Source organism: Roseburia sp. AF25-13LB (genome assembly GCF_003478915.1).
GTDB lineage: Bacteria > Bacillota > Clostridia > Lachnospirales > Lachnospiraceae > Roseburia_C > Roseburia_C amylophila.
This window is the reverse complement of sequence record NZ_QUFO01000006.1, coordinates 95,092-119,261: the sequence shown is the minus strand read 5'-3', so window position 1 is coordinate 119,261 and position 24,170 is coordinate 95,092. Positions and strand designations below refer to the sequence as shown.

Sequence of the window (24,170 nt, the reverse complement as noted above, 5' to 3'; positions counted from 1 at the left end):
GGAGGAACCTCCATGGAAGAGGCACTGGTAAAGCGGATTATGCCAAACAGTCTGGAAGCCGAGCAGTCAGTTATCGGTTCCATGATTATGGATAAAGAAGCAATTATGACAGCCGGAGAGATTCTCATTGAAGAGGATTTCTATCACAAGCAGTATGGAATTCTGTTTGAATCCATGCTGGATTTGTTTAATGCAGGAGAACCGGTTGACCTGATTACATTGCAGAATAAGTTAAAAGAAAAGGATGTGCCGGCGGAAATCAGCAGCCTGGAATTTGTAAGAGACTTAGTAACATCCGTACCGACATCCGCCAATGTAAAATATTATGCCAATATCGTCAAAGAGAAGGCAGTTCTGCGTAAGCTCATTAAGACCACCCAGTCCATTGAAGATGAATGTTATCTTGGAAAAGAAAGTGTTGAAGATATTCTGGCAGATACCGAGAAGAGCATTTTTAATCTGGTGCAGAATCGTGGCGGCGGAGATTATGTCCCGATTAAGCAGGTCGTAATCAATGCGCTGGATAAGATTGAAAAAGCATCCAAGCAAAAAGGCTCCGTAACCGGAATTGCTACCGGCTTCGTGGATCTGGATTATCAGATGGCAGGTCTGCAGCCTTCCGATTTGATTCTGATTGCAGCCCGTCCTTCCATGGGTAAAACGGCGTTTGTATTAAATATCGCACAGTATGTAGCCATTCATTCCCAGCAGACAACAGCAATATTCTCTCTGGAAATGAGTAAGGAACAGTTGGTAAACCGTATGTTTTCTCTGGAATCAAGAGTAGATGCCCAGAAGCTGCGTTCCGGTAATTTGACAGATGCAGACTGGGAAATGCTGATTGAAGGAGCAGGCAACGTGGGCCGTTCCAAATTAATCATTGATGATACGCCGGGTATTTCCATATCCGAGCTTAGAAGTAAATGCCGTAAATATAAATTAGAGCACGATTTGAAATTAATCATCATCGACTACTTACAGTTGATGTCCGGCTCCGGCAGACATTCCGAATCCCGTCAGCAGGAAATCTCAGATATTTCCCGTTCCTTAAAAGCGCTGGCCCGTGAGCTGAATGTGCCGGTAGTGGCACTGTCCCAGTTGAGCCGAGCCGTAGAACAGCGTCCTGACCATCGACCAATGTTATCCGACCTTCGAGAGTCCGGAGCTATCGAGCAGGATGCCGACGTTGTAATGTTCATTTACCGTGATGATTATTACAACAAAGACAGTGAAATGAAAGGAATCTCCGAAATCATCGTAGCCAAGCAAAGAAACGGTCCTATCGGAACCGTCAACCTGGTATGGCTGCCTCAGTACACGAGATTTGCCAATATGGAGAAATAAGCATTCCCGGGTGTTGCCTGAAAAAGCAGCATCCGGGGTTTTTATACGAGTAGCGGGAAACACACAAGGCATGTTTCTCGTAGTTTTTTGTTTTCATCGGCAAAAAACAAGTACATATAGAAATTAATTTACAGCTTTTCCCCACAGAATGGACAGAAATCATCCGGCGTAATACCCGTTAAATGTAACTGCCGATGGCAGATGGGACAGCGGATGCTAAGAATACCAAAAATAAGAGATACAAAAGAAATAAGAATACCGATAATAAAAAGGGGATGCAGGGTCTTTATTCCGAATATCAGTCCGGAAATTCCTGAAAGTATTAAACCCAGCATAATAAAAATGAGCATGATATATCTGCAAAGATTTGGATTTCTCATAAAAACACTTCTTTGAATAATGAATTGATGCAATTACAATATTAAAGTTAAGAAAAATCTACCATCAGGGTAGCGTAAAAAGAAGGTAAAATAATAGTTATCCCTTTCTATTTCTAGTCGTTTTTCATCATACTCCATTGTAAAATCGTATCCTCTGCCACATCCACCGTCAGTGTGCGTCCGATAATTTCTTCCATCCGTTCCGGTGAAATTCCAGTTCCCGGTCTCTTGAAGGTCAGCATTTCTCTTGTGATCACAGTTCCTTTTGCGATATCACAGGTCGTTACCAGAGAACGTCTTGCATTCTTTCTGGCAATCTGTTCTGTCTCTAAGCAGCATAAATCACCTTTACCACGGATGGTATCAATAAATTCAAGTCCAGCAAGAATCTTTCTTGCATCATCCGGGTCCATGGCATGATAATGGTCATTTCCTTTTAAAGTCTTGTCCAGCGTAAAATGCTTCTCTATCACTACTGCCCCCAGATTATATGCTGTCTTAATCACATCTGCACAAACATCCGGCTTCGTATGGTCTGAATATCCGATCATCAAATCCTGATACTTCTCTTTCAGACTTGCTATCTTATTCAGATTGGCATGCTCATATGGTGTTGGATATTCCAGTACACAATGCAGAATACAGAGTGGCTGGTTATTTACCTTACGGATTGTTGCTATCATACGGTCAATCTCATCTTCATTGGCTGCACCTACCGAAATAAGCATTGGCTTATTCTTTTTTGCCTGATATTCCACAAACGGAAGGTTGTTCATATCGGATGAAGATACTTTATAAACATCCATCATCTTATCAAGATAATCTGCAGATTCGATATCGAATGCTGTGGATAAGAATTCAATTCCAATCTCATCGCTATAATCTTTCAGTTCCTGATATTCTTCTTCACCAAACTGGTCAAATTTCTGAAAAAGTTCATGCTGTGATGTTGTAGGTTCCTCTGTTGTATCCCAGTAGGATGGTGAATCTTTCGCTGCTAATGTATCAGCCTTATATGTCTGAAATTTCACTGCATGAATTCCGGCATCTTTTGCTTCCTTCATCATTAACTTTGCAGCTTCCATATTGGAAATGTTCATTTTCTTTGCAATGTCATAATAATTTACACCAATTTCTGCAATCAGTACTACTTTATGTGCCAGAGCACGTTCGATAATTTTGCTCATAAATTATATCTCCTCATCCTCTAAAATCAATCCAATTACCCGCTTAATACCGGACTTCAAATCATGACGCATCATCAGGCTTTGCATTTCCTTTCGAATCTGCGGTGTCTCAACCAGCCAGCGGAAGGTTGTCTCAATGGTTTCATCTGCCACATTGATTCCAAGTCCAAGATTTAAGAAACCATTGTTCATCTGTGCAAAGGTGTGCTTCATCTCACGCTCATTCTGAGCCATAACCACTGCAGGTACGCCCATGGTTGCAAGCTCATAGACGGTTCTGCCCTGAGAAGTAAATGCCAGGTCTGCCTTACCAAACAGGTCGCTGATGTGTTTTAAATTCTGTTCTACATAGATGCCTGCTGCCTCGTCTGTTTCAATCTGATTTGCTTTCTGGTCATATCCTACACCCAGTGCAAAATGGAATTTAATCTCCGGATAATCCTTATGAATCCGTTTTGCCATCTCATAGATTCTCTTCGTAAAGTTCGATGGGTCTGTTCCACCGAAGATAACCACTACATTCTGCACCCGTTCATGAAATACGGATGGTGTGGCGCAGAAAAATTCATCCCTGAGGCATACATAATTAGCTCCCCAGTAATAATTATCTCCTCTGGTATGATCTTCATACAGAGCATTAATCACTGCATCCGCATAATCGGCTCCCTCACCAAGATCTTCTATCGTTACGACACGTTTTACATATTTCTTTAATTCTTTGATATAATCTGCTTTGGTATTCAGGCAGTCATTTACTACTACATCCGGCTTCCATCCCTGCACGAATTCCATGAATTCTTCGTCACTCTTAATGGTATGTACCGGCATATTTGCTTCCTGCAGTTTCTTCAGTCCCGGCTCATGCTGCTCTTTTGTTACAAAGAGAAGCTCCTGTCCGGTCAGATTATATGCCAGTGTCAGACAATGATAAATATGTCCCATTCCTAACTCTTTGTATCCGTCTGCCCGAAGAATAATCCGTTTCTTTTTCAGTTCATGCTCACACAATACCCAGTCGGAAGCTGCATCAATATCCACCGCCTCACGCTCCGGCATCTCATAGACAGAAACCTTCTTTCCAATACGGCTGTTTACCTCCATACATTCTCTTCTTGTAATCAGAAATGCACCTGTCTCAAGATAGTTCGGCGGTAACTGCTGACGGTTCAGACGTTTCTCATAATTCGGCACATAGCAGCCATCCTTCTTCGCCCAGATAAATGTGGCTTATTTACTACACTGATATAAGTATCATCGGAAGAAGCCAAAAAGCTTTCCAACGCCTTGTCCAAGGTATCAGAAGAAAGTAACGGTGATGTTACCTGTAAGGTAATTACCACATCATACTGAATCCCTTTCTTCTTTTCCATAGTGCAGACTGCATCATAGATAACCGGGTCTAATGTCACGGCATCCTTTGCCAGTTCACTATCTCTGGTCATGGTCTCTACACCATAAGAAGAAGCTATTTTCAAAATCTCTTCATCATCAGATGAAACTACAACATCATCAATGCTTGGACAATTCTTTGCATTATGAATTGCATAATAAATAAGTGGTTTTCCATTCATCAAACGGACATTTTTCCGTGGTATTCCTTTTGAGCCGCCACGAGCCGGTATTACTGCCAAGACCATTGTCCTTCCTCTCTTTCCAATCTAATATTTTGATATATTACCCCAACAGTTCTTTCTTCAAGTTACTCAATGCATTAGACTTCCATATCATCTCCGTTGGGACTTTTTGTTCTTCCTTGTTCATGATTTCATTTAGCACAGAATTTCCATCATCAGCAAGTTTAGCATAACCAGCTTCAATAATGTCTTTCATTGTTTCATACCGATATGCCTTATATATAATTGTTTTCACACCAAATGCCATTCCTTCATAAATAGCTGTGCTAAATACCCCTATTTGATGCGTGGATATTGAGAAATAGTAATACAGATCTTTTTCATTATTATCAACCACTTCTATTTCAGAATCAACCAACTCTGGATATATTTTTTTCCAACTTATATATTCATTTGGATGTAGCTTATAAATAATTCTTGCAGAAATTCCCTTTTTTCTAACTAATTTTTTTAATTCTATTGCTAATTTAACCAATGCTTCTCCTACTGGGCCTTGAGAAAGAATTAAAATAGTTGGAAAATACTTTATTGTTTTCATTGTAGTAACACATTCCTCAAGATGGGGATTTCCTATCGCCACCATTTTCCCAGGATAACACGTTGTCTGGTTCCAATATTCTCCAAATGTAAGCACTTCATCAGGAATAAAATCATCTTTTTGGGGAATATTATACTGTATATTCATTATAATATGTAAAATAGCCCGTTAGACTTCTATTAATACAATCTATAACCTCTGCGTCAGTTAAATCTGTACCCAACTTCTTATTTAGAATAGCCACCTGCCTTTTTACTATGTTTTTTCTTCTTCATAAAAAAATGTCTTTTTTTCAAATTTATCAAACGCTTAATTTCCATATAATCAGAATAGGCAAGACATCTTCTCCCTATATCTTTTCTAAATCTTACTAGAGGGTGCCTAAACAAAGAATTCACTAAAACGTAAAGCCCACTCTTGCTTTTCTTTAAATGACATTTCCAAATTATGATCCGGATGTGCTTGTCCTATATGTTCTCCCCTTTTTATTTTTAATGTCCAAAACTCCTTTCTGCATCCGCAAACATCTCTATTATATTCATTTTCATTCTGCTTTAAAACTTCTTGTAACACATCTCATACTTTTTAAAAGCCTCTAATTTAATTAATAATATTGCTGTTTGAATAGTATCTAATCTTGAATTTACACCAATTCTTATATTATCATATTTCCTTTTCAATGTACACTTAATGAACGTAATCCTTGTGCGCCATCTTCTAATATCTTCATTCCATATGGATTAGCTATATTTCTTAATTCTATATGATCAGCTGGTTGACCAAACAAATCCATTGCTACAATCACTTTTTCAACAGTTTTAATCGTATTATATCACATAAAATACTGCGAAAACTGAAAATACAATGATTAATGTATTGGAAAACCTTTCGATTTTGCAATGAGTTTTTCATTTAAGGAATTTAAAAAACCTGCCATCAGTGTAGCGTAAAAAGAAGATAAAATATGAAAGAAGAGGCAATCGAGCTTAATCATTTAGCAGAATGCCGGTGAAGAGATAAAAGAATGATATAAACTTGTAACTGCAGATAATGACCATAACGGCGTAGGAGAAGCCATTCAATACGCACAATATGTCGGAATAATACGATGGAAAATAATTGCACTGACAAAAGCCGCAGCGTTATAATTTTAAGGAAGAAGCAGTGGCAAAGGAGGAGCAATTATGGACAAGCAACGGTATATGATTTCAGATGCTGCAGCACTTGTAAATGTAGAATCCCATGTACTTAGATACTGGGAAGAAGAGTTAGAACTTACGGTACCCCGCAACGAAATGGGACACCGTTATTATACAAAAGAAAATATTGAGCAATTCATGAAGATAAAAGAATGGAAAGAGCAGGGATATCAGTTAAAAGCAATCAAGCTTCTGATACATAATAGTGGCAGGGAAGATGCACCGGAGCTTTTGGCGGCAGCAGCATCGGAGCCGGCAAAGCAGACCCTTTCCACGGAGGTAGAGGACAACACAAGGCGGCTGGAACAGTTTCAGCATATGATGTCGCAGATTGTAAAGGGTGCGATTGCAGAAAATAATCAGGCACTTGGCAAAGAAGTCAGTGAGCGGGTAAGAGATTATGTACTGAAAGAAATGAATTATCTAATGCGTGAGCAGGATGAGGCAGAAGAGGAACGCTATAAGAAACTGGACGAGCTGATTCGCCAGAGCCTGAAGGCAAAGGGAAAGAAAGAGAAGAAGCTGTTTCATAAGAAACAGGAATGGAAACCGAATGAAGTATAGCCTTCACAAATGAGGGCATAACTACGAGATTCTCGCTTTGCGAGTTTCCCGCATAAAAAAAGAAGCTGTGTGGCAAAACCAACAGCTTCTTTTGAATTAAGTACGAAAATTATTCCTGGCTGATAGCTCCTGTAGGGCAAGCACCTGCACAAGTTCCACACTCGATGCAAGTATCAGCAGCGATTTCGTATTTTCCATCTCCTGCAGAGATAGCTCCAACTGGGCATTCGCCTTCGCAAGTACCGCAGCTTACACATGAATCAGAAATTACATATGCCATTTTATCGTCCTCCTTTAAAAATAATAAACAATGTATAGGCTAGAATTCTAGCTTGCAATTATTTTAATACAAAAAATTATGATTTACAATACCTCTTCCGCATGTACTAAAGAAAAAGCAATCGTGTATATAATTACGGACAAAAGGGAAAACTAATTGCATATTTTATCGGGAGGGATTATAATAACACCATTGATAACAAGAAGGAGGAAAAAAATATGGCACAGATTAATAAGGATACCATGATTGGTGAATTACTTCAGATCGATGAGAATATTGCACCGATTCTTTTAAACATAGGAATGCATTGTTTAGGATGCCCATCTTCACAGATGGAGACAATTGAACAGGCAGCAATGGTTCATGGAATCGAGCCACAGTCTTTAGTTGATGAAATCAATGATTTCCTTGCAAAAGACGCTAAATAAGAAATAAATATAATGAGAAAGACCAGAACAGTCCGATAATCGAATGCCGTAAGGCTTGAAAATATTGTGCGTTCTGGTCTTTTTTTGTAGTCGTGCATCCGTAAGAAGCTGTCAGTGACAGGTTCTGCAGATTATAATAATACAGAAATAGTGTGATAGAAAAAGTGAGTTTTGAAGTTAAAATATACAGGTAAGATTGTATAAAATATACAAATATTTATAATTCGTTTTGATAATAATTCATATTGACAGAAAAAATGAAAAATACTAAGCTTTTAATAGTTATTGAAAACAAGAGGAGAGGGAGTTATGATGACAAGAAAATTCTTAGTTGCGGTTATCGCTATATTTGATATTCAAAGTCTTGGATATCAAATTTTCCAGAATAAAATCATATAGAGAAATGTAAGCAGAGGATTCCGGTTCTTTAAGTAAAGAAAAGAGAATTCTATTTTGTGATATTTAAATTTATTTCCAAAATATTGGAAATTGACAAATGATGCAAGTCCGTTTGCTGTTTCTGTAAAAAATGAATCACAGGCGCGCAGCACATTCTCATACCATAACAATATCTGGAAGGTACACATCTTAAAGAATGGAAAGAACTTATATATATTGCAGGTGGGGTTAGCCCCACCTGTAAAAGGAGTAGATATGAAAATAAATAACTGCAAAAAAGTTATTAAAACAATTGCCTTTTATACAGTAGTAATAATATGCATAGCAATTTTATGGAAACAGGCTCATCTGCCATATGAACGGACAAAATATCAGAGTGTAGCGGAAAATACAACAGAAAGGGAACAGAGTTCAGTATCTTTTCCGGAAGAATATAAAAAAACAGTGAACGATAGTTTTGTGTTTGATGCAAAGATAATTACAGGGGAAAATATTGATTATGAAAATTTATATGCATCAACAGCAAGCATTGTTTATCCGGATGCGGATAAGTGGAAAACAATGTTCTTAAAGGATAATTTAAACTATGAAGAAAGCTGTTTTGAAACAGAAAGCCGAAATGGGGACAGGTTGAATGCCGAAGTTTACGATAATGAATCAGAAGGATTTTTACGTTTAGATGCCGAACAGGGACTTTACTGGAAAGAACCGTTAATGAGATATTTAGTGCAGGTACTGCATATGAATGGTGAATATGGAGCAAAGGATCCCATGGATAATGAGCGTGTGTTTCGGGACGCAGATGATTTGACTGGTTTTAGCAGAGAAGAAGCATGGGAAAATGCATGTGAACAAATGAGCATGCTTGGAATAGAAAAAAGCAGTCTGCAATATGATGAAAGCTATTGTATGCACGCAGAAGATTTAAAAGAGCAGACGCAAATATTACAAAAGGATGGCAGTTTATCTGCACAGGATGCAAAAGAAAGCTGGTCAAAGGACGAGGAGGGTTATCTATTCTATTTCTCTCAGACTTTACAGGGAATTGAAATTTTTCGGTATGAAAATATCCGGGATTATCCGGGAATGTATGGCGATATGCAGGTGTATGTAATGAAAGATGGATTAGGGGAACTTCAGATTCCTGTTTTATATTCCTGCAAATTAGAAAAAAAGAAGTTATCACTGGTTTCTTTTGATAAAATTGCAGAGGTTTTAGAAAAGAACTATGGAAGTGTTATTACGGAAGACCCATTAACTGTTCGTAAATGTCAGCTTGTAATGTATCCATTACAAAAGAAAAAAGGGGTATATGATATGGTACCGGTATGGATATGCCAAATTGGAAAATATCAGGGAGAAGGACGAAATGAATCATTTAATTATATTCCAATTAATGCTGTCACAGGAGAAGAGATGGTTGAACTGGAGGTAGAGTAGTAATATGCTGAAAAAATATTTAAAAATGGATTTATACAGGGTATTTACTTCAGCACCATTTTGGCTTGGAGTGATAGGGGTATATATTACGATGAATCTAATGGCGAAGGTTGGACAACCGGCAATAGATGTTATTAGCAGATATAAAGTTATGAAATTTCAGAGTGTTACAATTGCAATATTTGCATTTAGCAGCTTTGCATATGGAAATGCATTAAGAGAAGATCAGGAACATCATTTTTGGCAGAATGAAATTTTGCGTGGAGATTTAAAGAGTTATATATGGTCAAAAGTATTAAGCGGATTTCTGGCAGCAGATATTACTGTTTTCGCAGGACAGTTACTCTTTTTTCAGCAGGATAGTTTTTGGCATCCCCTGCTGATGTTAGAGGATGAATTTTTTACAGCAAATGGTGTCGATTTGCGTGGGAATTGTTTTGGATGGTTTGCAATGCATGGAATGCCAATATTATATTTGGTTTTTTCTGCAATTATATTTGGATTGTTAGGAGGCATTCTGTGTCTGGTATCCATGCTGCTGTCTCTATTGGCTAAGAATCAGATGTTTGCAATCTGCATTCCTATGGCTGGTTATTATTTTATAGTTACATATCTTGGCGTATTATTTCCACAAGGTGGTATTTGGGATTGGAATTCTCTGTTTATGTTTTCTACAGATGTATTTGGAAATGCATGGATAAGTCTTGGATACATATTCTTAATGACAATACTTTGTGTTATCGTATTGGGTAATTTGATTGCAGCCAGAGTAACAAAAGAGATAAGGGGGGAAAGTATGTGAATTTGCAGTCAAAAATACAGAATCTTTATTGTAGAATGAAGTCCATGCGTTTTTTGACATTACTTATCATTTGGGGATTTATGGTAGATGATATGTTAAGACTCTACCGGAATCTTGCAATGGAATTGAACGTAAAAGACAGTTTTGCAATATTACCTTTTATTCAAAATGATGATTTCTTTATGAAGGTTGTACTTTTAAGTGTATTATGTTTTTATTCGAATGCTCCATTTATGGAGAGAAATGAATTATATTTTGTACAGCGTATAGGAAAAAAGCGGTGGGGAAGTCGAAATATTTTTTATATTTTCGGAAGCAGTATTTTATTAGCTGTAATACTGGTATTATTAAGCATTTTATTGAACTTTCCGGCAGTTGATTTTAGCAATTCATGGGGAAGTCTGTACAGGACGGTTTCTGTTTATGGTATGGAAAAATATCAGATTCCGCTGATTGTGGATACAAAAGTAATGTCAGCATTTACACCCTACCAGATGATGGGGCATGTAATTTTAATGGATATATTAGCATTTGCAGTAATTGGAATGCTATTATATACATTAAGTCTTTATGTTAGAAGAGTAGGTGCATATATAGTCACTATTCTGCTTATTTTCTTTTCTACAATGGTAAACTATCTGGATGCCGGTGCAAAATTAGGACTTATATATTTTTCACCATTTTCATGGGAAAATGTGGGAAATTGGAGATATGGATATGATTTGAGTAAACCAAATTTTGTATATATCTATGTAGGTTATTTTCTGATTCTGTTTCTGCTGGTGGTTGCAGGTCAGAGACAGATTCAGAGAATAGACTGGATAAGCAGGGAGGAATAGCTATGGCAGAGGTTATTAAAGTAGAACATATTGAGAAATCTTTTAAAAAGCATAAAGTATTAAAGGATGTATCATTGACTTGTGAAAGTGGAAAAATATATGGAATTGTAGGGTATAATGGTTCAGGAAAATCAGTACTTTTTAAGTGCATTAGTGGATTTTATCTTGTAGAAAAAGGAACAATAACAGTTCGTGGGAAAATGGTTGGAAAAGATATGGATGTGGTTCAAAATTTGGGAACAATTATTGAAGAACCGGCATTTATAAAGCAGTACAGCGGACTTAAAAATCTTGAACTGTTATATATGATTAATCATAAGAAAAATCGGGAATATGTAAAAGAAAGTATGAGAAAAGTCGGACTTGATCCGGAGCTAAAGAAACCGGTAGGAAAATATTCTCTGGGTATGAAGCAGCGTCTTGCAATTGCACAGGCAACCATGGAGAACCAGGATATTCTTATTTTAGATGAACCGATGAATGGGTTAGATAAAGATGGGGTTGAACAAATGAGAAAATTGTTTCTTTCTTTTAAAGAAGAGGGAAAAACTTTATTGCTGGCAAGCCATAACAGGGAAGACATCGAATTGCTATGTGATGAAGTATATGAAATGGAACATGGAAGGTTACATAAAATAGAAGAATAGAGAATAAGAAAAAGGAATTGCTTCTGTCTCATGTGATATGAGGCAGAAAGGCAGTTCCCTTTTCATTTACGCGTACGCGGAAAATATACAAAATGTGTTTCCCACAGTTGTGCGGTCAGATTACTGCAGGGCATATATCTTCTGACCTAGATACCAGCAAGTACCTGTAATGCCTGCTCTTTGATCAGAGGCAGGAAATGCTCATCGAAGTAAGCCTGCGAAGCACGGCTGTATTTCTCGGTGGAAGCGTATTCCGATAAGATGTTGCAGACCTTATTGAAATCTTCCGGAGAATGGTGTCCCTTGTGCAGTACCAGATAAAAGGCACTCTTATTCGGATTCTTGTAAAGGAAATTCCGGTCGTTATAAAAGCCATTTAAAATACGGGCAAGATTGCTGATTTTCTCTAAGCTGTCGAAGACGAACAGCCGGGTAATATCTACCACCGGTTCTACGACAGGCTTCGGAGCAGGAGCGGCAGCCTTCTTGACAGGAGCTTCTGCCGGGGCAGCAGCCTTCACTGACTTGGCAAGTTCGCTCTTCTGCTTCTCCTGAAGCTGTTTGAAGAAGCCTAAAATATCATCGGCTCCGGCTGCAGGAGTGTTCTTTGCATCTGTAAAATCCGGATATTCATTTTCATCCGGCTCTGAAAATTTGGAAAACCGGGTGTCTAACTCTTCCGGGTATTCTACCTTGGTAATAATAAGCAATACTGTATCTTGTGTCAGGGGAACGGCTTCTATCATAAGAGGCATATCCTCGGCTTCAAATCCAAATTCATAATTCGCCTGCTGCATCATGTCACGAAACAGGGACTTTGCTTTCTCCGTGCCATATGCTAACTCACTCAGCTTCAGATGGCGGTCATCTAAGTCTGCTCTGGTAAGTGTGCAGCGAATCTGGTTATCATTCACTTTTTCAATTTTCATAAAAATCACTTCCTTATCTATAGAAAATTGTATGAAGTTTACGCCTATATTATAATGGAATGCAAAATACTTGTAAACCCGGTAAAAAATATTAAAGTTTTCTAAAAAGTCTAAAAAAACAGATTTTCTATTGCAAAGCATAATTGCTTTGTGCTATAAACTATTCCAAGAGATGCGTTCCGGTTCCTTTGAAAGAAGGAAGGGGCGGAACATATAGAAACACAAATTTTGTTTGACAGATACGAGCTGTTGTCGGAGTTAGGAAGCGGCGCAGCAGGAAAGGTGTATCTTGCCAGACATCTGAAGTTGGAGACATATCGTGCAATAAAGTGTATTTCAAAGACACGTTCTATGCCGTCTTCAATTCTTTCTGAAGCGAACATTCTCGCTAAGTTACGACATCCCGGAATTCCAATTGTATATGATATAGAGGAAGACGAAGCCTTTTATTATATCATTGAGGAATATGTTGAAGGGGAATCGTTAGAGAAGTTGCTTTGGAATACGTCAGTTTCCCAGGAGTATATGATACAGATTGGCATACAGCTTTGCGGAATCGTTTCATTCCTGCACAGCCAGAAACCATTTCCGGTATTACATCAGGATTTAAAACCGTCACACATTATAGTATGTGGGAATCAGGTAAAATTAATCGATTTTGGAATTGCATCATATATTACCAGTCGTGGAAAAAATTATCAGAACTATGGAACAAAAGGTTTTGCGGCACCGGAGCAGTACGGGGAATATGAACTGCATACGGCAAGCGATATTTATGCAATCGGGGCTATTTTTTCACTTTATATTAAGAAGCATTCCCACAAAAGCAGCCCGGCATTCCGGCATATCGCACAAAAAGCCACAAGAAAAAATCCAAACAAGCGTTACAAAAGCGCCGGGGAATTACAACAGGCACTGACCCGTGCGTTAAAGCAGAAGGGGAATCGGAAAGAGCATCTCTTAAAAAGCATATCTGTTGTGGGGGCAGAATCCGGAGTCGGAACCACCCATATAGCCATTGCACTGACTTCATTTTTTAATGCGGGGGGCGCAAATGCCCTGTATCGGGAAATTCAGTCCGAAAAGAGGGAAAAGATAAGTAATGTGGTGGAACAAATTGGGCGGAGCCGTGAGGCAGAGTGCGAAGAAGATATCGTCATCTGCCGGAATTTCCGGGGAAGTGAGTCTATCGGCAGCGGGGAAGATACACTCATTTTCGATTATGGAGCTGCAGTGGAAGAAGCCTGCATGGAAGAGGCTGAGATTACAGTACTCGTAGTGAATCTGTCTTTGTGGAAGCGGGAGGCTTCCATGAAAGCCTGGCAAACGTTACGTTGTGTACCAAATCTTAAAATTATCTGTAATCACAGTAGCCCCATGGAGGCGAGAGAATTTGCAGCTTTCATCGGAAGAGAAGTGTACTGTTATCCGAGGGACACAATGCCATTTGATGGTGGCAGAGAAAAGGAAGCATTCTTCACACAAATGCTTTCGAAAGAAGGGAGAAGATAACAAACCATGGAAGAAAGAAAAAGTATCGGAATATTTGGTGTGCAGCAGGGCGTGGGTGTGACGCATCTGTGCACTGCGCTGACCCATTACTGTGCGGACTGCCTGAAAAGTCACACGGCATTGGTGGAATTAAGTGGAAATCACGAATTGGAAGAACTGCAGAAACAGCAGCAGGGTAAATGGGGGCGGCCGGACAGAAAACACTATTTTGCAAATGCGGGAAGTGATAATATGCCGGAATATATCCGACAGGGCTATGAATATTACATCATAGACGGTGGAAGTGAGTTTTACAGGATTCGTCGGGAATTCTTGCGCTGTGACCGGAAGCTGATTCTGGTTTCCTTAAGTCCATGGAAACGAAAGGAATTAGAGTATTTTATGTCCGTCATATGGGAAGAGGAAAAGTATTTGGATAACGTGACGTTTCTGGCACAGTTTGGGATGAAAAAAGATAAAAAAGATTTTCAGAAACAATACCGCATACCAATCCATACCCTTCCTTTTATGGAGGACCCGCTTCATTTAAAAGAAGCAGAGCGCCTGTTTTTAAAAACTTTAGTTTAACATATCACGAACGCTTATCCTTTTGGAAAAGGAAAGTAGAAAGCAGGCATGTAAATTTAACAGAAACCAAAAACAAAAAAAGATGAATAAATAGAAATATATGCTTTTGATGTGAGAAGGTTACCCTGAATGCTTACTCACACCGCTGCAGAATGCAGCACAATGTAAAGAAAAAGAAAGGTAAGAGGCACAGACAAAAATTATAGTCTGTGCCTCTTTTTACGCGGGAAATTCGCAAAGCGTGTTTCCAGGTGGTTTTTACTTGAAATTTTCCCACCAATGACGTATGCTTATGGCAAAGAAAACAAAAATGGAAAACCATAAGAAAATAGAACAGTAAAGTACAGGAGGACGCAGGCTTGGAGAGAACGCAGCGAACGAACAGACCGACAAATGGAAATAGAAATAGAAACAGGAACTGCAGACGGAACAGAAAAAACACGAAATTAGCACCGGTTATTGTGGTAATCGTATTGATATTACTGGTGTTGCTGATTGCCGTAGGAACGAAAATCATTCAGAAATATATTCCGAGTAAAGAGCATCAGGATATGACAGAATATTATCATTTACAGGCGGATGATGATATTTCGCTGGTGGTGGATCATGAAGTGTTAGAGACACCAGGCAAATATATAGACGGCGAAGTATATGTGGATTATGAAACGGTACATGACCGCTTCAATGACCGTTTTTACTGGGATGCCAATGAAAATGTATTGCTTTATACACTGCCTGATAATCTCGTTACCGTGGCAGCAGGCAGCAATACTTATCAGGTAGGGAAGGAAAACCAGAGTGCAGATTATACAATTGTCCGGAATGACAGCAATACCATGTATCTTGCACTTGATTTCGTAGAGCAGTATACCAATATTACCCACGAAGTATATGAAGGCCCGAATCGTACCGTAATCAATACCGTGTGGGGGGATGTGGATACAGCACCGGCGAAGAAGGCAACACAGCTTCGTTTAAAGGGCGGTATCAAGAGTCCGATCGTGAAAGACTTAGAAAAAGGTGAGACCCTGACAATTTTGGATGCAGGTGACAGCTGGACCAAAGCCATGACAGAAGATGGTGTTATCGGATACCTTAAGAATAAGTTCGTAGGAAAAGTAACCACTGAAACCTTGAACAATGATTTTACAGAGCCGGAATTTACCCATATTTCCAAGGACTTTACCATAGAAATGGCATGGCATCAGGTGACAACAAAGGATGCCAACAGCACCATTGCAACGGTATTGCAGAATACCAAAGGAATCAATGTAATCGCACCGACCTGGTTCTACTTAAATGATAATAACGGTAACATTGCAAACCTTGCATCGCTGGATTATGTAAACTACTGCCATCAGAATAATATTGAGGTCTGGGGACTGGTAAGCAATCTTGAAAATAAAGAAGTGGACACAGCTGCTGTTCTGACCCATACCTCTACCAGACAGTATCTGGTCAATCAGATTATTTCAGCAGCAATCCAGTACGATTTGGATGGAATCAATCTGGATTTTGAATCCTTAAACAGTGAAGCAGTAGGAGACAGCTATATCCAGTTTATCCGCGAACTTTCCTTAAAATGTGCAAACAACGGCGTGGTATTATCCGTGGACAACTATGTGCCGAGTGCTTATACCGCATTTTATGACCGGGAAGAACAGGCAAATTTTGCTGATTATGTAGTGATTATGGGATATGATGAGCATTATGCCGGTTCAGATGAAGGATCTGTTGCATCCATTGGATTTGTAACCAACGGAGTAGCCGATACCTTAAAGGAAGTACCTGCAGACCAGATCATTCTGGGATGTCCGTTCTATACAAGAATATGGGCAGAGACACCAAAGGCAGATGATGAAGAAGATACAACAGCTGCAGCAGCAGAGGATTATGTACCATATGATTTGACCAGCGAAGCTGTTGGTATGGATACGGTACAGAAACGTCTGGAATTAAATGGAGCAACGCCGACCTGGTCGGAAGAAGATGGGCAGAATTATGCAGAATATGTAAATGATGGGGTTACCTATAAAGTCTGGATAGAAGACGCAACTTCTCTTGAGAAGAAGTTAGAAGTCATGAAGTCAAATAAACTTGCGGGAATATCTTTCTGGAAGCTTGGCTTTGAGACAGACAGCATCTGGGATACCATTATAAAATATACAAATAACTAAAGTGTAAAACCGCAAAGGAGAGGCCCGTGAAAAAGTTGTTATGGATATTTCCGAAGAATTCTCCAAGGATGGCGACAAAGTAGTGGAAGCCGGACAGGAACTGAAACGGATTGTAGTAGAGATTACCGAAGAAATTGCGAAGTTTAAAGTAGATTAACAGATAAAACAGGATAATTGAGCCGGCACTTTCATATTTATTATAAAGAAAAAAATTAGGAAGTGTGGTTTGAAAAAAAGAATGGAATTATATATGGCAGTTCTTCTACTGGTGGCAGTATGCCTGTTATCAAAAGAAGGAGCAGTGCTGGTAAGCAGCATGCGGGCAGCAGAAGAAAAGCCATGTATCGTTGTGGACGCAGGCCATGGCGGTGATGACCCGGGCAAAATCGGGATTCACGGCGAACTGGAAAAGGACATTAACCTTGCCATTGCAAAGAAGGTAAAAGCCCGTCTGGAAAAAGAAAATATAACAGTGATTCTGACCCGGGAGACAGACGAAAGTCTTGATAAAGGGGAGAGCGGCAGCAAAAAGGTGGCAGATATGCGTAACCGCTGCCGGCTGATTGATGAGGCGAAGCCGTTATTTACCATAAGTGTCCATCAGAACAGTTATACGGAAGAGTCCATAAGCGGAGCTCAGTGCTTCTATTTTGGACAGTCCGAGGAGGGCAGAAAAATTGCCGGGATTATGCAGGAAAGCCTGCGGTCGCATCTGGATACGGAAAATAAGCGGGAAGCAAAAGCCAATGAGAGTTATTATCTCCTGAAAAAAACGGCATATCCTACGGTAATCGTAGAATGCGGCTTCTTAAGTAATTCTGAGGAGGCCGCGAAATTATCTACCGGGGAATATCAGGAGGCAGTGGCAGAAGCTATTGCAGATGGAATTCTAGACTGTCTGGGCAATGAAACAGCAGATACAGAAGAAGCCGGCATGAGTAATGAGACTGCAGATACAGAAAAACAGAAAGTGAAACAGCATTGAAATGCATCAGAAATAAAGAAAGATTACAAAAAAGATTCCAGCCATAATGGTCTGGAATCTTTTGCGTTCTTATATTTTTTCCGGGTTTAGCCCATCACAGAAAAATGATAGAGTGTCTTGGAACGGAAATTCTCGCCTGCTTTTAAAACAACAGAAGGGAAATGTTCGATATTAATTGCATTTGGATAATGCTGTGTCTCTAAACATACTGCGGAATATGGCGGATAATCTTTGCCATCAATTCCTTTCTGATGAAGGGTATAACAAGGGACATAGAGCTGTACACCCGGCTGGTCGGTAAAGCAGGTCATCCGTATGCCGCTTTCCTTAGACTGTAAAACAGCCGCCTCTCTTAAGCCATCCCCGTTGATTACAAAGTTATGGTCGTAAGTACCACCTAATTTTAACTGGGCATTGTCACAGTGAATGCCGTCACCGATTTTCTTCATCTCACGGAAATCAAATGGGCTTCCCTCCACAGAGAGAAATGCACCGGTAGGACACTGTGTGTCATCCAGTTCTGTAATCGCATCTGCATCAATGCGTAATTCCTGATCTAATACGGTACCGTTTCCTTCCCCATTCAGATTGAAATAACCATGGCTGGTAACAGAGAATACAGTATCCTGATCACAGGCTGCATCGTAAACAATAGATAATTCATTGTCTTCAGACCATCCGTAGGTAACGGAAACTGTAAGGTTACCCGGATAACCTTCTTCTCCATCCGGAGAAATGCGGGTAAAAGTAACTTTATCATCTGTAATTTTTCCGGTCCATACACGCTGACCAAATCCCGTAGGACCACCATGCAGGTGGTTTGGCCCATTATTAATGGCAAGATTGTATTCTTTATCATTTAAGGTAAAGTGCCCTTTGGCGATACGGTTGGCGCATCGACCGACAACAGCTCCCAGGCTGGCATCATCAGCAAGATACTCATCGGCATTCATTAAGCCTAAAATTACATCGGTCAGTTTTCCCTCTTTATTCGGAACCATAATCTTAATAATACGACATCCATAATCCGAAAGTGTAACGGAAGCACCGGATGCATTTTCAATAGTATAAAGGGAAATCGGCTTATTATCTTTGGTCATGCCAAATTCGCTTTTTGTAATTTTCATCTGGAAACTCCTTTCCATAATATTCTAGTGAACATACTGATTATGCCACACTTAGGGCTACATAGCAAGTAGGAAGTGCGGTTTTCGGGTGTTTTCGATTTTCGATGGAAATGGATTTTGAAAACAATTCCAGTTCTTGAACACATAAAGGGAACGTGATATAATAGGCGTTATGAAAACAGAAGTGATAAAAATAGATCAGAATAATATGGATACAGAAGCACTGGAACGTGCAGCCGCAATTATCCGGGATGGAGGGCTGGTGGCATTTCCAACTGAGACGGTATATGGACTGGGCGCAGATGCACTGAGTGCAGAGGCATCGAAGAAAATTTATGCGGCAAAGGGAAGACCATCTGATAATCCTTTGATTGTCCATGTGGCAGAATTTTCAGACATGGAGAAAATCGCACAGGAGATGCCGGAAGAAGCAAAGAAACTTGCAGATGCATTCTGGCCGGGCCCGCTGACCATGATTGTGCGCAAGAATGATAAGGTTCCATATGAAACTACAGGGGGGATGGATACGGTGGCAGTCCGCATGCCAAATCACCCGGTTGCACTGGAACTGATCAGGAGAAGCGGTGGATATATTGCGGCACCGAGTGCCAATACATCCGGTAAACCGAGTCCGACTCTGGCAGAGCATGTAGCATTTGATATGGATGGCAGAATTCCGATGATACTGGATGGGGGTCCTGTGGGAATTGGAATTGAATCCACGATTGTTGATCTGACAGAAGACATACCAATGATTTTAAGACCGGGCTATATTACACCGAAAATGTTAGAAAAGGTAATCGGGGAAGTGAAAATGGATCCTGGAATTATTGCTTCGGATTCGCTGCAGAAGCCGAAAGCACCGGGAATGAAATATAAGCATTATGCACCGAAAGCAGATTTGATTCTGGTAGATGGAGAAGAAGAGAAGGTAGTAGCAAAGATTAATGCTTTGACAAAGGAAGCGGTTCTACTGGGGAAGAAGGTAGGAATCATCGGAACAGACGAAACGATAGACCGTTATCCGGAAGGCGAAGTGGTAAGTATTGGTGCACGCAGTGATGAGGATGCAATTGCAAAGCATTTGTATAAACTGTTGCGGGACTTTGATGAGAAAGAAGTAGATATTATTTACTCTGAGAGTTTTGCAACTCCGCGTATTGGGCAGGCAATTATGAATCGTCTGCTGAAGGCTGCAGGACATCAGGTGATTACAGTTTAGAGGAGGTTTTTATGAAGCCATACAATCGCATTGTATTCGTGGCAGAAAGCGGAACATGCAGGGCACCCATGGCGGCCGGTATTTTTCGGGAATATTCCCTGAATCATCCGGTAGAAGTGCTGGTGAGAGGCCTTGTGGTATTATTCCCGGAACCACTGAATCAGAAGGCAGAAGCTGTTATGATAAGCAATGGCATTAACATGGAAGGTTTTATGTCAAGCCAGATTACAGCAGGGGATTTTGGCGAAGATACATTGGTGCTTACAATGGAAGCACAGCAGAGACAGAAATTATTGGAAATGTTTCCGGAGGCGAAGGAAGAAAATGTCCAGGTACTGACGGAGTTAGTAGGGGATGAACTGGAAATCTTAGATCCTTACGGCGGCACACTTCAGTCATACGGGCTTTGCTTTGAGACCATGAATAAGAGTATAAAAAAATTAGTGAAATTATTAAACGAAGGAGAATGATATGTCAAAAGTATTTGTAATGGATCATCCACTGATTCAGCATAAAATCGGCTGGATAAGAAGAAAAGAAACGGGTTCTAAGGAGTTCCGTACATTAATCAGCGAAATCGCTATGTTAATGTGCTACGAGGCAACCAGGGATTTGAAACTTACCGATATCGAAATCGAGACTCCAATCTGCAGGACAACTGTAAAAGAGTTAAAAGGAAAGAAACTGGCAGTGATACCAATCTTGCGTGCAGGTCTTGGAATGGTAGACGGAATGCTTGCAATGATTCCTGCAGCAAAAGTCGGACACATCGGACTTTACCGTGACCCACAGACATTAAAACCGGTAGAATATTACTGCAAGCTTCCGGAGGATTGCGATGAGCGTGAAGTATTTGTTGTAGATCCGATGCTGGCAACCGGTGGTTCTTCTATAGCAGCCATCCAGATGTTAAAAGACAGAGGTGTAAAGAACATCCGCTTTATGTGTATCATTGCAGCGCCAGAGGGCGTAAAGGCAATGCAAGAAGCACATCCGGACGTAGACATTTATATCGGAGCATTAGATGAGAAATTGAATGAGCACTGCTATATTGTACCAGGACTTGGTGATGCAGGAGACAGAATATTCGGAACAAAATAAGTTCGAAGATATATGAAATGTGAAGGGTTCTTAAGTTGAAAGGCTTGAGAACCTTTTTTACATTACTGTCTGGCGCAGTCCACATCCTTCACTTTGAATACGGCATAAAGCCTGCAAGGGACACTAAGAATTTCGAAAAAGATACAGTCTATTCCGGCAACCGGTGCAAATTCACATCCATGTTCATCTGCACCTCACCGGCACATCCCTGTGCCGGTGTTGCCTAGAAACAGGCGAAATTCCAAGTGCCCCTAACAGCCTTTATCATGTATCCCAAGTGAAGGAAGCGGGCTTCGCCCCGGCAAGTACTTTATTCAGCTAAGAACTGTGTCATTTCCGTAAAAATCTCACAGAAACCGTATAAAACCATAAAAAAATATGGTAAAATAGCAACAGAAAAACCGCAGCAAGGAGGAAATAAAATGAGCCAGAAACGGGAAGACTATATTAGTTGGGATGAATATTTTATGGGCGTGGCAATGTTATCCGGAATGCGCTCCAAGGACCCGAATACACAGGTGGGAGCCTGCATTGTCAGTGAGGATAACAAGATCCTTTCCATGGGATACAACGGACTGCCGAAGGGCTGCTCCGATGATGAATTTCCGTGGGTGAGAGAAGGAGCACCCCTGGAAAATAAATATTTCTATACTACCCACAGCGAATTAAATGCAATTTTAAATTACCGTGGCGGTTCGTTGGAGGGAGCGAAAATGTATGTGTCCCTGTTCCCTTGTAATGAGTGCGCCAAGGCAATCATTCAGGCTGGAATCAAGACTATCGTATATGACAGTGACAAGTATCAGAATACACCGGCAGTTATTGCTTCCAAAAGGATGTTAGATGCGGCAGGCGTGCGCTACTATCAGTACACCCACACCAACCGGGAAATAAATATTACCTTGTAACGACTGGAGAAATAACGAACAATGGCAGAGGTTTACAACCAATTGAACAAATGACGAAGGTGCAGGAAAAACCCACTGGTAATATTTGTTAAAATTATGTAAAATTGTAAAATGATAAAGCTGATTTATAGACATTTTTCATAAAATGTTTATAGACAATTTATGAAAAAATGATATAATGAGCTTAGTATTTGCAGAGCGTTTCACGAAAATGTAAGGGAAGGAGCTATTCATGAAGAACAGAAATAAAATGTATGATTCCTTGATTTTAATCATGCAGTTCGGTATCAACATGATAGTTCCTATTTTTTTGTGTATTGGACTCGGGGTTTTTATTTATCAAAGATATGGACATCCGTGGCTGGTGATTCTGCTCTTTTTCCTTGGTGCGGCAGCGGGATTCCAAAATTGTTACCGGATGGCACAGAGGCTTTGGCAGAAAAAAGACACGGGAAAGGTTAAATCAGATGTTAAAAAGGATAAATGATGCATTACCGGAATTGATTCTGGGAATCCTTATATACGAAATTGTGGTGGAATTTACCGGTATCTGGTTTGTAAAGGACAAATTGGGATATTCCATCGGCCTTCTGATTGGAGCAGCAACCGCAATCGGAATGGCAGTCCATATGGCAGTGGTTCTGCGGGACAGTATGGATATGGCAGAATCCGGAAGGACAAGACGGATCGCATTGCAGTATGTGCTGCGGTATCTCGTAGTTGTAGCAGTCTTTTTTGTTACGGCATACTTTGAAATAGGCAATGTGATGGTAGCATTTGTGGGAGTAATGGGATTGAAGGTTGGAGCTTACGTTCAACCCTTTACACATAAAGTAATTTTAAAACTTTTAGGGAGAGGTGATGAATCTTCTTAGGGTGAAGAAAAATATAATATAAGGAGGTGAAAGCGTGGATAACGGAATTTTAGCAGCGGGTGCCCAGGATATAGATTTTATGATTCATGGACTGTTTTCCTATAAGATTTTCGGACATGAGGTATGGATTACTACTTCTCATGTATGTATTCTGATAATCATGCTGATACTGATTGCCTTTTCATTTATTGTAAAGCATAAGATGAAAGCGGCAACGGAGGTACCGGGCGGATTTCAGAATGTAGTAGAACTTATGGTGGAAAAATTAGATGGCGTGGTTGACGGTGTCATGGGGAAAAATGCACCGAAGCTGGTGAATTACATCAGCACCATTTTTATCTTTATTCTCATGAGTAATATATCTGGATTATTCGGGCTAAGACCGCCTACCGCAGATTATGGAACGACACTGGCGTTGGGACTTATCACCTTTTCGCTGATCCATATCTGCCAGATAAAGTACCAGAAACCAAAGAAAATCTGGGAAGATATGTGTTCGCCGTTACCACCATGGCTGCCACTGTGGCTGCCAATCAATATCATCAGCGAGATTGCCGTGCCGATTTCCCTGTCACTTCGTTTGTTTGCAAACGTATTATCAGGAACCGTAATGATGGCATTGGTCTATGGACTGTTGTCCAAGATTGCAATTGTCTGGCCGGCAGCGCTTCATGTGTACTTTGATTTGTTCTCAGGAGCAATTCAGACGTATGTATTCTGTATGTTGACTATGACATATGTGAACCAGCAGATGGAAACAGAATAGAACAGTATAAGGAGGATTTATAATTATGAACATTACAGGACAGGATTTAATTTTAGCATGCTCAGCAATTGGTGCAGGACTTGCAGTTATCGCAGGTATCGGACCTGGTATTGGACAGGGTATTGCAGCAGGACACGCAGCAGCAGCTGTAGGCCGTAACCCGGGAGCAAAAGGAGATATTATGTCAACCATGCTTCTTGGACAGGCAGTAGCAGAGACTACCGGTCTTTATGGTCTGTTGATTGCAATGCTTCTGCTTTTCGTAAAACCACTGGTATAAAGTGCGAAGAAATGATTACGAAAAGAAAGGAGGCACAGCA

At 40.1% G+C, this 24,170-nt stretch carries 29 protein-coding genes; 20 read left to right on the top strand and 9 right to left on the bottom strand.

Annotated features, from left to right (window positions below; genetic code table 11):
- Positions 1–12: 12 nt before the first annotated feature.
- Both dnaB and DWY37_RS15715 read left to right on the top strand, forming a co-directional pair.
- A complete protein-coding gene (gene dnaB, locus DWY37_RS10230; protein WP_117699176.1) occupies positions 13–1,344 on the top strand; it encodes a replicative DNA helicase in 1,332 nt (443 codons plus the stop codon).
- A 213-nt stretch (positions 1,345–1,557) separates the two neighbouring features.
- A complete protein-coding gene (locus tag DWY37_RS15715) occupies positions 1,558–1,740 on the top strand; it encodes a hypothetical protein (RefSeq protein ID WP_147343897.1) in 183 nt (60 codons plus the stop codon).
- A gap of 97 nt (positions 1,741–1,837) precedes the next feature.
- Here DWY37_RS15715 and DWY37_RS10220 read toward each other — a convergent pair whose 3' ends face one another.
- The 6 genes from DWY37_RS10220 to DWY37_RS16405 form a co-directional block, all read right to left on the bottom strand.
- On the bottom strand, positions 1,838–2,911 hold the full coding sequence (locus DWY37_RS10220; RefSeq protein ID WP_118542350.1) for an N-acetylneuraminate synthase family protein: 1,074 nt from the start codon (positions 2,909–2,911) through the stop codon (positions 1,838–1,840).
- A 3-nt stretch (positions 2,912–2,914) separates the two neighbouring features.
- Positions 2,915–4,102 carry a hypothetical protein gene (locus DWY37_RS10215; protein WP_199650051.1) on the bottom strand — a complete coding sequence of 396 codons (1,188 nt, stop codon included), beginning with the start codon at positions 4,100–4,102 and terminating at the stop codon, positions 2,915–2,917.
- Positions 4,078–4,548: an acylneuraminate cytidylyltransferase family protein gene (locus DWY37_RS15990; RefSeq protein WP_199650049.1), complete on the bottom strand. Its 471-nt coding sequence runs from the start codon at positions 4,546–4,548 to the stop codon at positions 4,078–4,080. Before DWY37_RS15990 ends, DWY37_RS10215 begins: the two co-directional genes overlap by 25 nt.
- A 37-nt stretch (positions 4,549–4,585) precedes the next feature.
- On the bottom strand, positions 4,586–5,230 hold the full coding sequence (locus DWY37_RS10210) for a hypothetical protein (protein ID WP_118544499.1): 645 nt from the start codon (positions 5,228–5,230) through the stop codon (positions 4,586–4,588).
- Positions 5,231–5,464: 234 nt separating this feature from the next.
- On the bottom strand, positions 5,465–5,656 hold the full coding sequence (locus tag DWY37_RS10205) for a hypothetical protein (RefSeq protein WP_117842360.1): 192 nt from the start codon (positions 5,654–5,656) through the stop codon (positions 5,465–5,467).
- A gap of 103 nt (positions 5,657–5,759) precedes the next feature.
- Complete coding sequence (locus tag DWY37_RS16405) at positions 5,760–5,876, bottom strand: hypothetical protein (RefSeq protein WP_334294170.1); 117 nt, start codon at positions 5,874–5,876, stop codon at positions 5,760–5,762.
- A 391-nt stretch (positions 5,877–6,267) separates the two neighbouring features.
- Here DWY37_RS16405 and DWY37_RS10195 point away from each other — a divergent pair, with 391 nt between their 5' ends.
- On the top strand, positions 6,268–6,846 hold the full coding sequence (locus DWY37_RS10195; RefSeq protein ID WP_118542524.1) for a MerR family transcriptional regulator: 579 nt from the start codon (positions 6,268–6,270) through the stop codon (positions 6,844–6,846).
- Positions 6,847–6,955: 109 nt separating this feature from the next.
- On the opposite strand, the gene DWY37_RS10190 is transcribed toward DWY37_RS10195, so the two are convergent.
- Positions 6,956–7,126, bottom strand: a complete 171-nt coding sequence (locus DWY37_RS10190) for a DUF362 domain-containing protein (protein ID WP_022242564.1) — start codon at positions 7,124–7,126, stop codon at positions 6,956–6,958.
- A gap of 218 nt (positions 7,127–7,344) precedes the next feature.
- Between DWY37_RS10190 and DWY37_RS10185 the strand changes: the two genes are divergently transcribed.
- The 5 genes from DWY37_RS10185 to DWY37_RS10165 all read left to right on the top strand — a co-directional run bounded on the left by DWY37_RS10185 (position 7,345) and on the right by DWY37_RS10165 (position 11,681).
- Entirely contained in the window at positions 7,345–7,554 is a 210-nt protein-coding gene (locus DWY37_RS10185) for a DUF1858 domain-containing protein (RefSeq protein WP_118057756.1), read from the top strand.
- 654 nt (positions 7,555–8,208) lie between these two features.
- Positions 8,209–9,393: a hypothetical protein gene (locus tag DWY37_RS10180; protein WP_147403588.1), complete on the top strand. Its 1,185-nt coding sequence runs from the start codon at positions 8,209–8,211 to the stop codon at positions 9,391–9,393.
- Positions 9,394–9,397: 4 nt separating this feature from the next.
- Complete coding sequence (locus tag DWY37_RS10175) at positions 9,398–10,195, top strand: hypothetical protein (RefSeq protein ID WP_117947278.1); 798 nt, start codon at positions 9,398–9,400, stop codon at positions 10,193–10,195.
- Positions 10,192–11,034, top strand: coding sequence for a hypothetical protein (locus DWY37_RS10170; protein ID WP_117842364.1), 843 nt, complete (start codon positions 10,192–10,194; stop codon positions 11,032–11,034). The genes DWY37_RS10175 and DWY37_RS10170 overlap by 4 nt, the downstream gene beginning before the upstream one ends.
- Positions 11,035–11,036: 2 nt before the next feature.
- Positions 11,037–11,681, top strand: a complete 645-nt coding sequence (locus DWY37_RS10165) for an ATP-binding cassette domain-containing protein (protein WP_118087991.1) — start codon at positions 11,037–11,039, stop codon at positions 11,679–11,681.
- 146 nt (positions 11,682–11,827) lie between these two features.
- On the opposite strand, the gene DWY37_RS10160 is transcribed toward DWY37_RS10165, so the two are convergent.
- On the bottom strand, positions 11,828–12,610 hold the full coding sequence (locus DWY37_RS10160) for an adaptor protein MecA (protein WP_118087992.1): 783 nt from the start codon (positions 12,608–12,610) through the stop codon (positions 11,828–11,830).
- 228 nt (positions 12,611–12,838) lie between these two features.
- Between DWY37_RS10160 and DWY37_RS10155 the strand changes: the two genes are divergently transcribed.
- From DWY37_RS10155 to DWY37_RS10140, 4 genes are all read left to right on the top strand, one after another.
- Positions 12,839–14,122, top strand: coding sequence for a serine/threonine protein kinase (locus DWY37_RS10155; RefSeq protein ID WP_158564747.1), 1,284 nt, complete (start codon positions 12,839–12,841; stop codon positions 14,120–14,122).
- A gap of 6 nt (positions 14,123–14,128) precedes the next feature.
- Complete coding sequence (locus tag DWY37_RS10150; RefSeq protein WP_118087993.1) at positions 14,129–14,689, top strand: hypothetical protein; 561 nt, start codon at positions 14,129–14,131, stop codon at positions 14,687–14,689.
- 359 nt (positions 14,690–15,048) lie between these two features.
- A complete protein-coding gene (locus DWY37_RS10145) occupies positions 15,049–16,866 on the top strand; it encodes a glycosyl hydrolase family 18 protein (protein ID WP_199650048.1) in 1,818 nt (605 codons plus the stop codon).
- Positions 16,867–17,092: 226 nt separating this feature from the next.
- Complete coding sequence (locus tag DWY37_RS10140) at positions 17,093–17,851, top strand: N-acetylmuramoyl-L-alanine amidase (RefSeq protein ID WP_117841858.1); 759 nt, start codon at positions 17,093–17,095, stop codon at positions 17,849–17,851.
- A gap of 86 nt (positions 17,852–17,937) precedes the next feature.
- On the opposite strand, the gene DWY37_RS10135 is transcribed toward DWY37_RS10140, so the two are convergent.
- Positions 17,938–18,978, bottom strand: coding sequence for an aldose epimerase family protein (locus DWY37_RS10135; protein WP_118173597.1), 1,041 nt, complete (start codon positions 18,976–18,978; stop codon positions 17,938–17,940).
- Between the two features lie 172 nt (positions 18,979–19,150).
- On the opposite strand from DWY37_RS10135, the gene DWY37_RS10130 reads away from it, so the two are divergent.
- From DWY37_RS10130 to atpE, 8 genes are all read left to right on the top strand, one after another.
- Positions 19,151–20,200 (top strand): L-threonylcarbamoyladenylate synthase, encoded by a 1,050-nt coding sequence (locus DWY37_RS10130; protein ID WP_117698872.1) that lies wholly within the window; start codon positions 19,151–19,153, stop codon positions 20,198–20,200.
- A gap of 11 nt (positions 20,201–20,211) precedes the next feature.
- Positions 20,212–20,670 carry an arsenate reductase/protein-tyrosine-phosphatase family protein gene (locus DWY37_RS10125; RefSeq protein ID WP_117698873.1) on the top strand — a complete coding sequence of 153 codons (459 nt, stop codon included), beginning with the start codon at positions 20,212–20,214 and terminating at the stop codon, positions 20,668–20,670.
- Between the two features lies 1 nt (position 20,671).
- Positions 20,672–21,301 (top strand): uracil phosphoribosyltransferase, encoded by a 630-nt coding sequence (gene upp / locus DWY37_RS10120; RefSeq protein ID WP_117698874.1) that lies wholly within the window; start codon positions 20,672–20,674, stop codon positions 21,299–21,301.
- Between the two features lie 422 nt (positions 21,302–21,723).
- A complete protein-coding gene (locus DWY37_RS10115; protein WP_022242836.1) occupies positions 21,724–22,209 on the top strand; it encodes a deoxycytidylate deaminase in 486 nt (161 codons plus the stop codon).
- 232 nt (positions 22,210–22,441) lie between these two features.
- Entirely contained in the window at positions 22,442–22,696 is a 255-nt protein-coding gene (locus DWY37_RS10110; RefSeq protein ID WP_118540777.1) for an AtpZ/AtpI family protein, read from the top strand.
- Positions 22,677–23,084 carry a hypothetical protein gene (locus DWY37_RS10105; protein WP_117698876.1) on the top strand — a complete coding sequence of 136 codons (408 nt, stop codon included), beginning with the start codon at positions 22,677–22,679 and terminating at the stop codon, positions 23,082–23,084. The genes DWY37_RS10110 and DWY37_RS10105 overlap by 20 nt, the downstream gene beginning before the upstream one ends.
- A 79-nt stretch (positions 23,085–23,163) precedes the next feature.
- Complete coding sequence (gene atpB / locus DWY37_RS10100) at positions 23,164–23,850, top strand: F0F1 ATP synthase subunit A (protein ID WP_117698891.1); 687 nt, start codon at positions 23,164–23,166, stop codon at positions 23,848–23,850.
- Between the two features lie 25 nt (positions 23,851–23,875).
- Positions 23,876–24,130 carry an ATP synthase F0 subunit C gene (gene atpE, locus DWY37_RS10095; protein WP_007890533.1) on the top strand — a complete coding sequence of 85 codons (255 nt, stop codon included), beginning with the start codon at positions 23,876–23,878 and terminating at the stop codon, positions 24,128–24,130.
- Positions 24,131–24,170: the final 40 nt, after the last annotated feature.

Coding starts and splice junctions, on each gene's coding strand:
- dnaB (WP_117699176.1), top strand. CDS start 13: ATGGAAGAGGCACTGGTAAAGCGGATTATGCCAAACAGTCTGGAAGCC.
- DWY37_RS15715 (WP_147343897.1), top strand. CDS start 1,558: ATGCTAAGAATACCAAAAATAAGAGATACAAAAGAAATAAGAATACCG.
- DWY37_RS10220 (WP_118542350.1), bottom strand. CDS start 2,911: ATGAGCAAAATTATCGAACGTGCTCTGGCACATAAAGTAGTACTGATT.
- DWY37_RS15990 (WP_199650049.1), bottom strand. CDS start 4,548: ATGGTCTTGGCAGTAATACCGGCTCGTGGCGGCTCAAAAGGAATACCA.
- DWY37_RS10210 (WP_118544499.1), bottom strand. CDS start 5,230: ATGAATATACAGTATAATATTCCCCAAAAAGATGATTTTATTCCTGAT.
- DWY37_RS16405 (WP_334294170.1), bottom strand. CDS start 5,876: ATGGATTTGTTTGGTCAACCAGCTGATCATATAGAATTAAGAAATATA.
- DWY37_RS10195 (WP_118542524.1), top strand. CDS start 6,268: ATGGACAAGCAACGGTATATGATTTCAGATGCTGCAGCACTTGTAAAT.
- DWY37_RS10190 (WP_022242564.1), bottom strand. CDS start 7,126: ATGGCATATGTAATTTCTGATTCATGTGTAAGCTGCGGTACTTGCGAA.
- DWY37_RS10185 (WP_118057756.1), top strand. CDS start 7,345: ATGGCACAGATTAATAAGGATACCATGATTGGTGAATTACTTCAGATC.
- DWY37_RS10180 (WP_147403588.1), top strand. CDS start 8,209: ATGAAAATAAATAACTGCAAAAAAGTTATTAAAACAATTGCCTTTTAT.
- DWY37_RS10175 (WP_117947278.1), top strand. CDS start 9,398: ATGCTGAAAAAATATTTAAAAATGGATTTATACAGGGTATTTACTTCA.
- DWY37_RS10165 (WP_118087991.1), top strand. CDS start 11,037: ATGGCAGAGGTTATTAAAGTAGAACATATTGAGAAATCTTTTAAAAAG.
- DWY37_RS10160 (WP_118087992.1), bottom strand. CDS start 12,610: ATGAAAATTGAAAAAGTGAATGATAACCAGATTCGCTGCACACTTACC.
- DWY37_RS10150 (WP_118087993.1), top strand. CDS start 14,129: ATGGAAGAAAGAAAAAGTATCGGAATATTTGGTGTGCAGCAGGGCGTG.
- DWY37_RS10135 (WP_118173597.1), bottom strand. CDS start 18,978: ATGAAAATTACAAAAAGCGAATTTGGCATGACCAAAGATAATAAGCCG.
- DWY37_RS10130 (WP_117698872.1), top strand. CDS start 19,151: ATGAAAACAGAAGTGATAAAAATAGATCAGAATAATATGGATACAGAA.
- DWY37_RS10125 (WP_117698873.1), top strand. CDS start 20,212: ATGAAGCCATACAATCGCATTGTATTCGTGGCAGAAAGCGGAACATGC.
- upp (WP_117698874.1), top strand. CDS start 20,672: ATGTCAAAAGTATTTGTAATGGATCATCCACTGATTCAGCATAAAATC.
- DWY37_RS10115 (WP_022242836.1), top strand. CDS start 21,724: ATGAGCCAGAAACGGGAAGACTATATTAGTTGGGATGAATATTTTATG.
- DWY37_RS10110 (WP_118540777.1), top strand. CDS start 22,442: ATGAAGAACAGAAATAAAATGTATGATTCCTTGATTTTAATCATGCAG.
- DWY37_RS10105 (WP_117698876.1), top strand. CDS start 22,677: ATGTTAAAAAGGATAAATGATGCATTACCGGAATTGATTCTGGGAATC.
- atpB (WP_117698891.1), top strand. CDS start 23,164: ATGATTCATGGACTGTTTTCCTATAAGATTTTCGGACATGAGGTATGG.
- atpE (WP_007890533.1), top strand. CDS start 23,876: ATGAACATTACAGGACAGGATTTAATTTTAGCATGCTCAGCAATTGGT.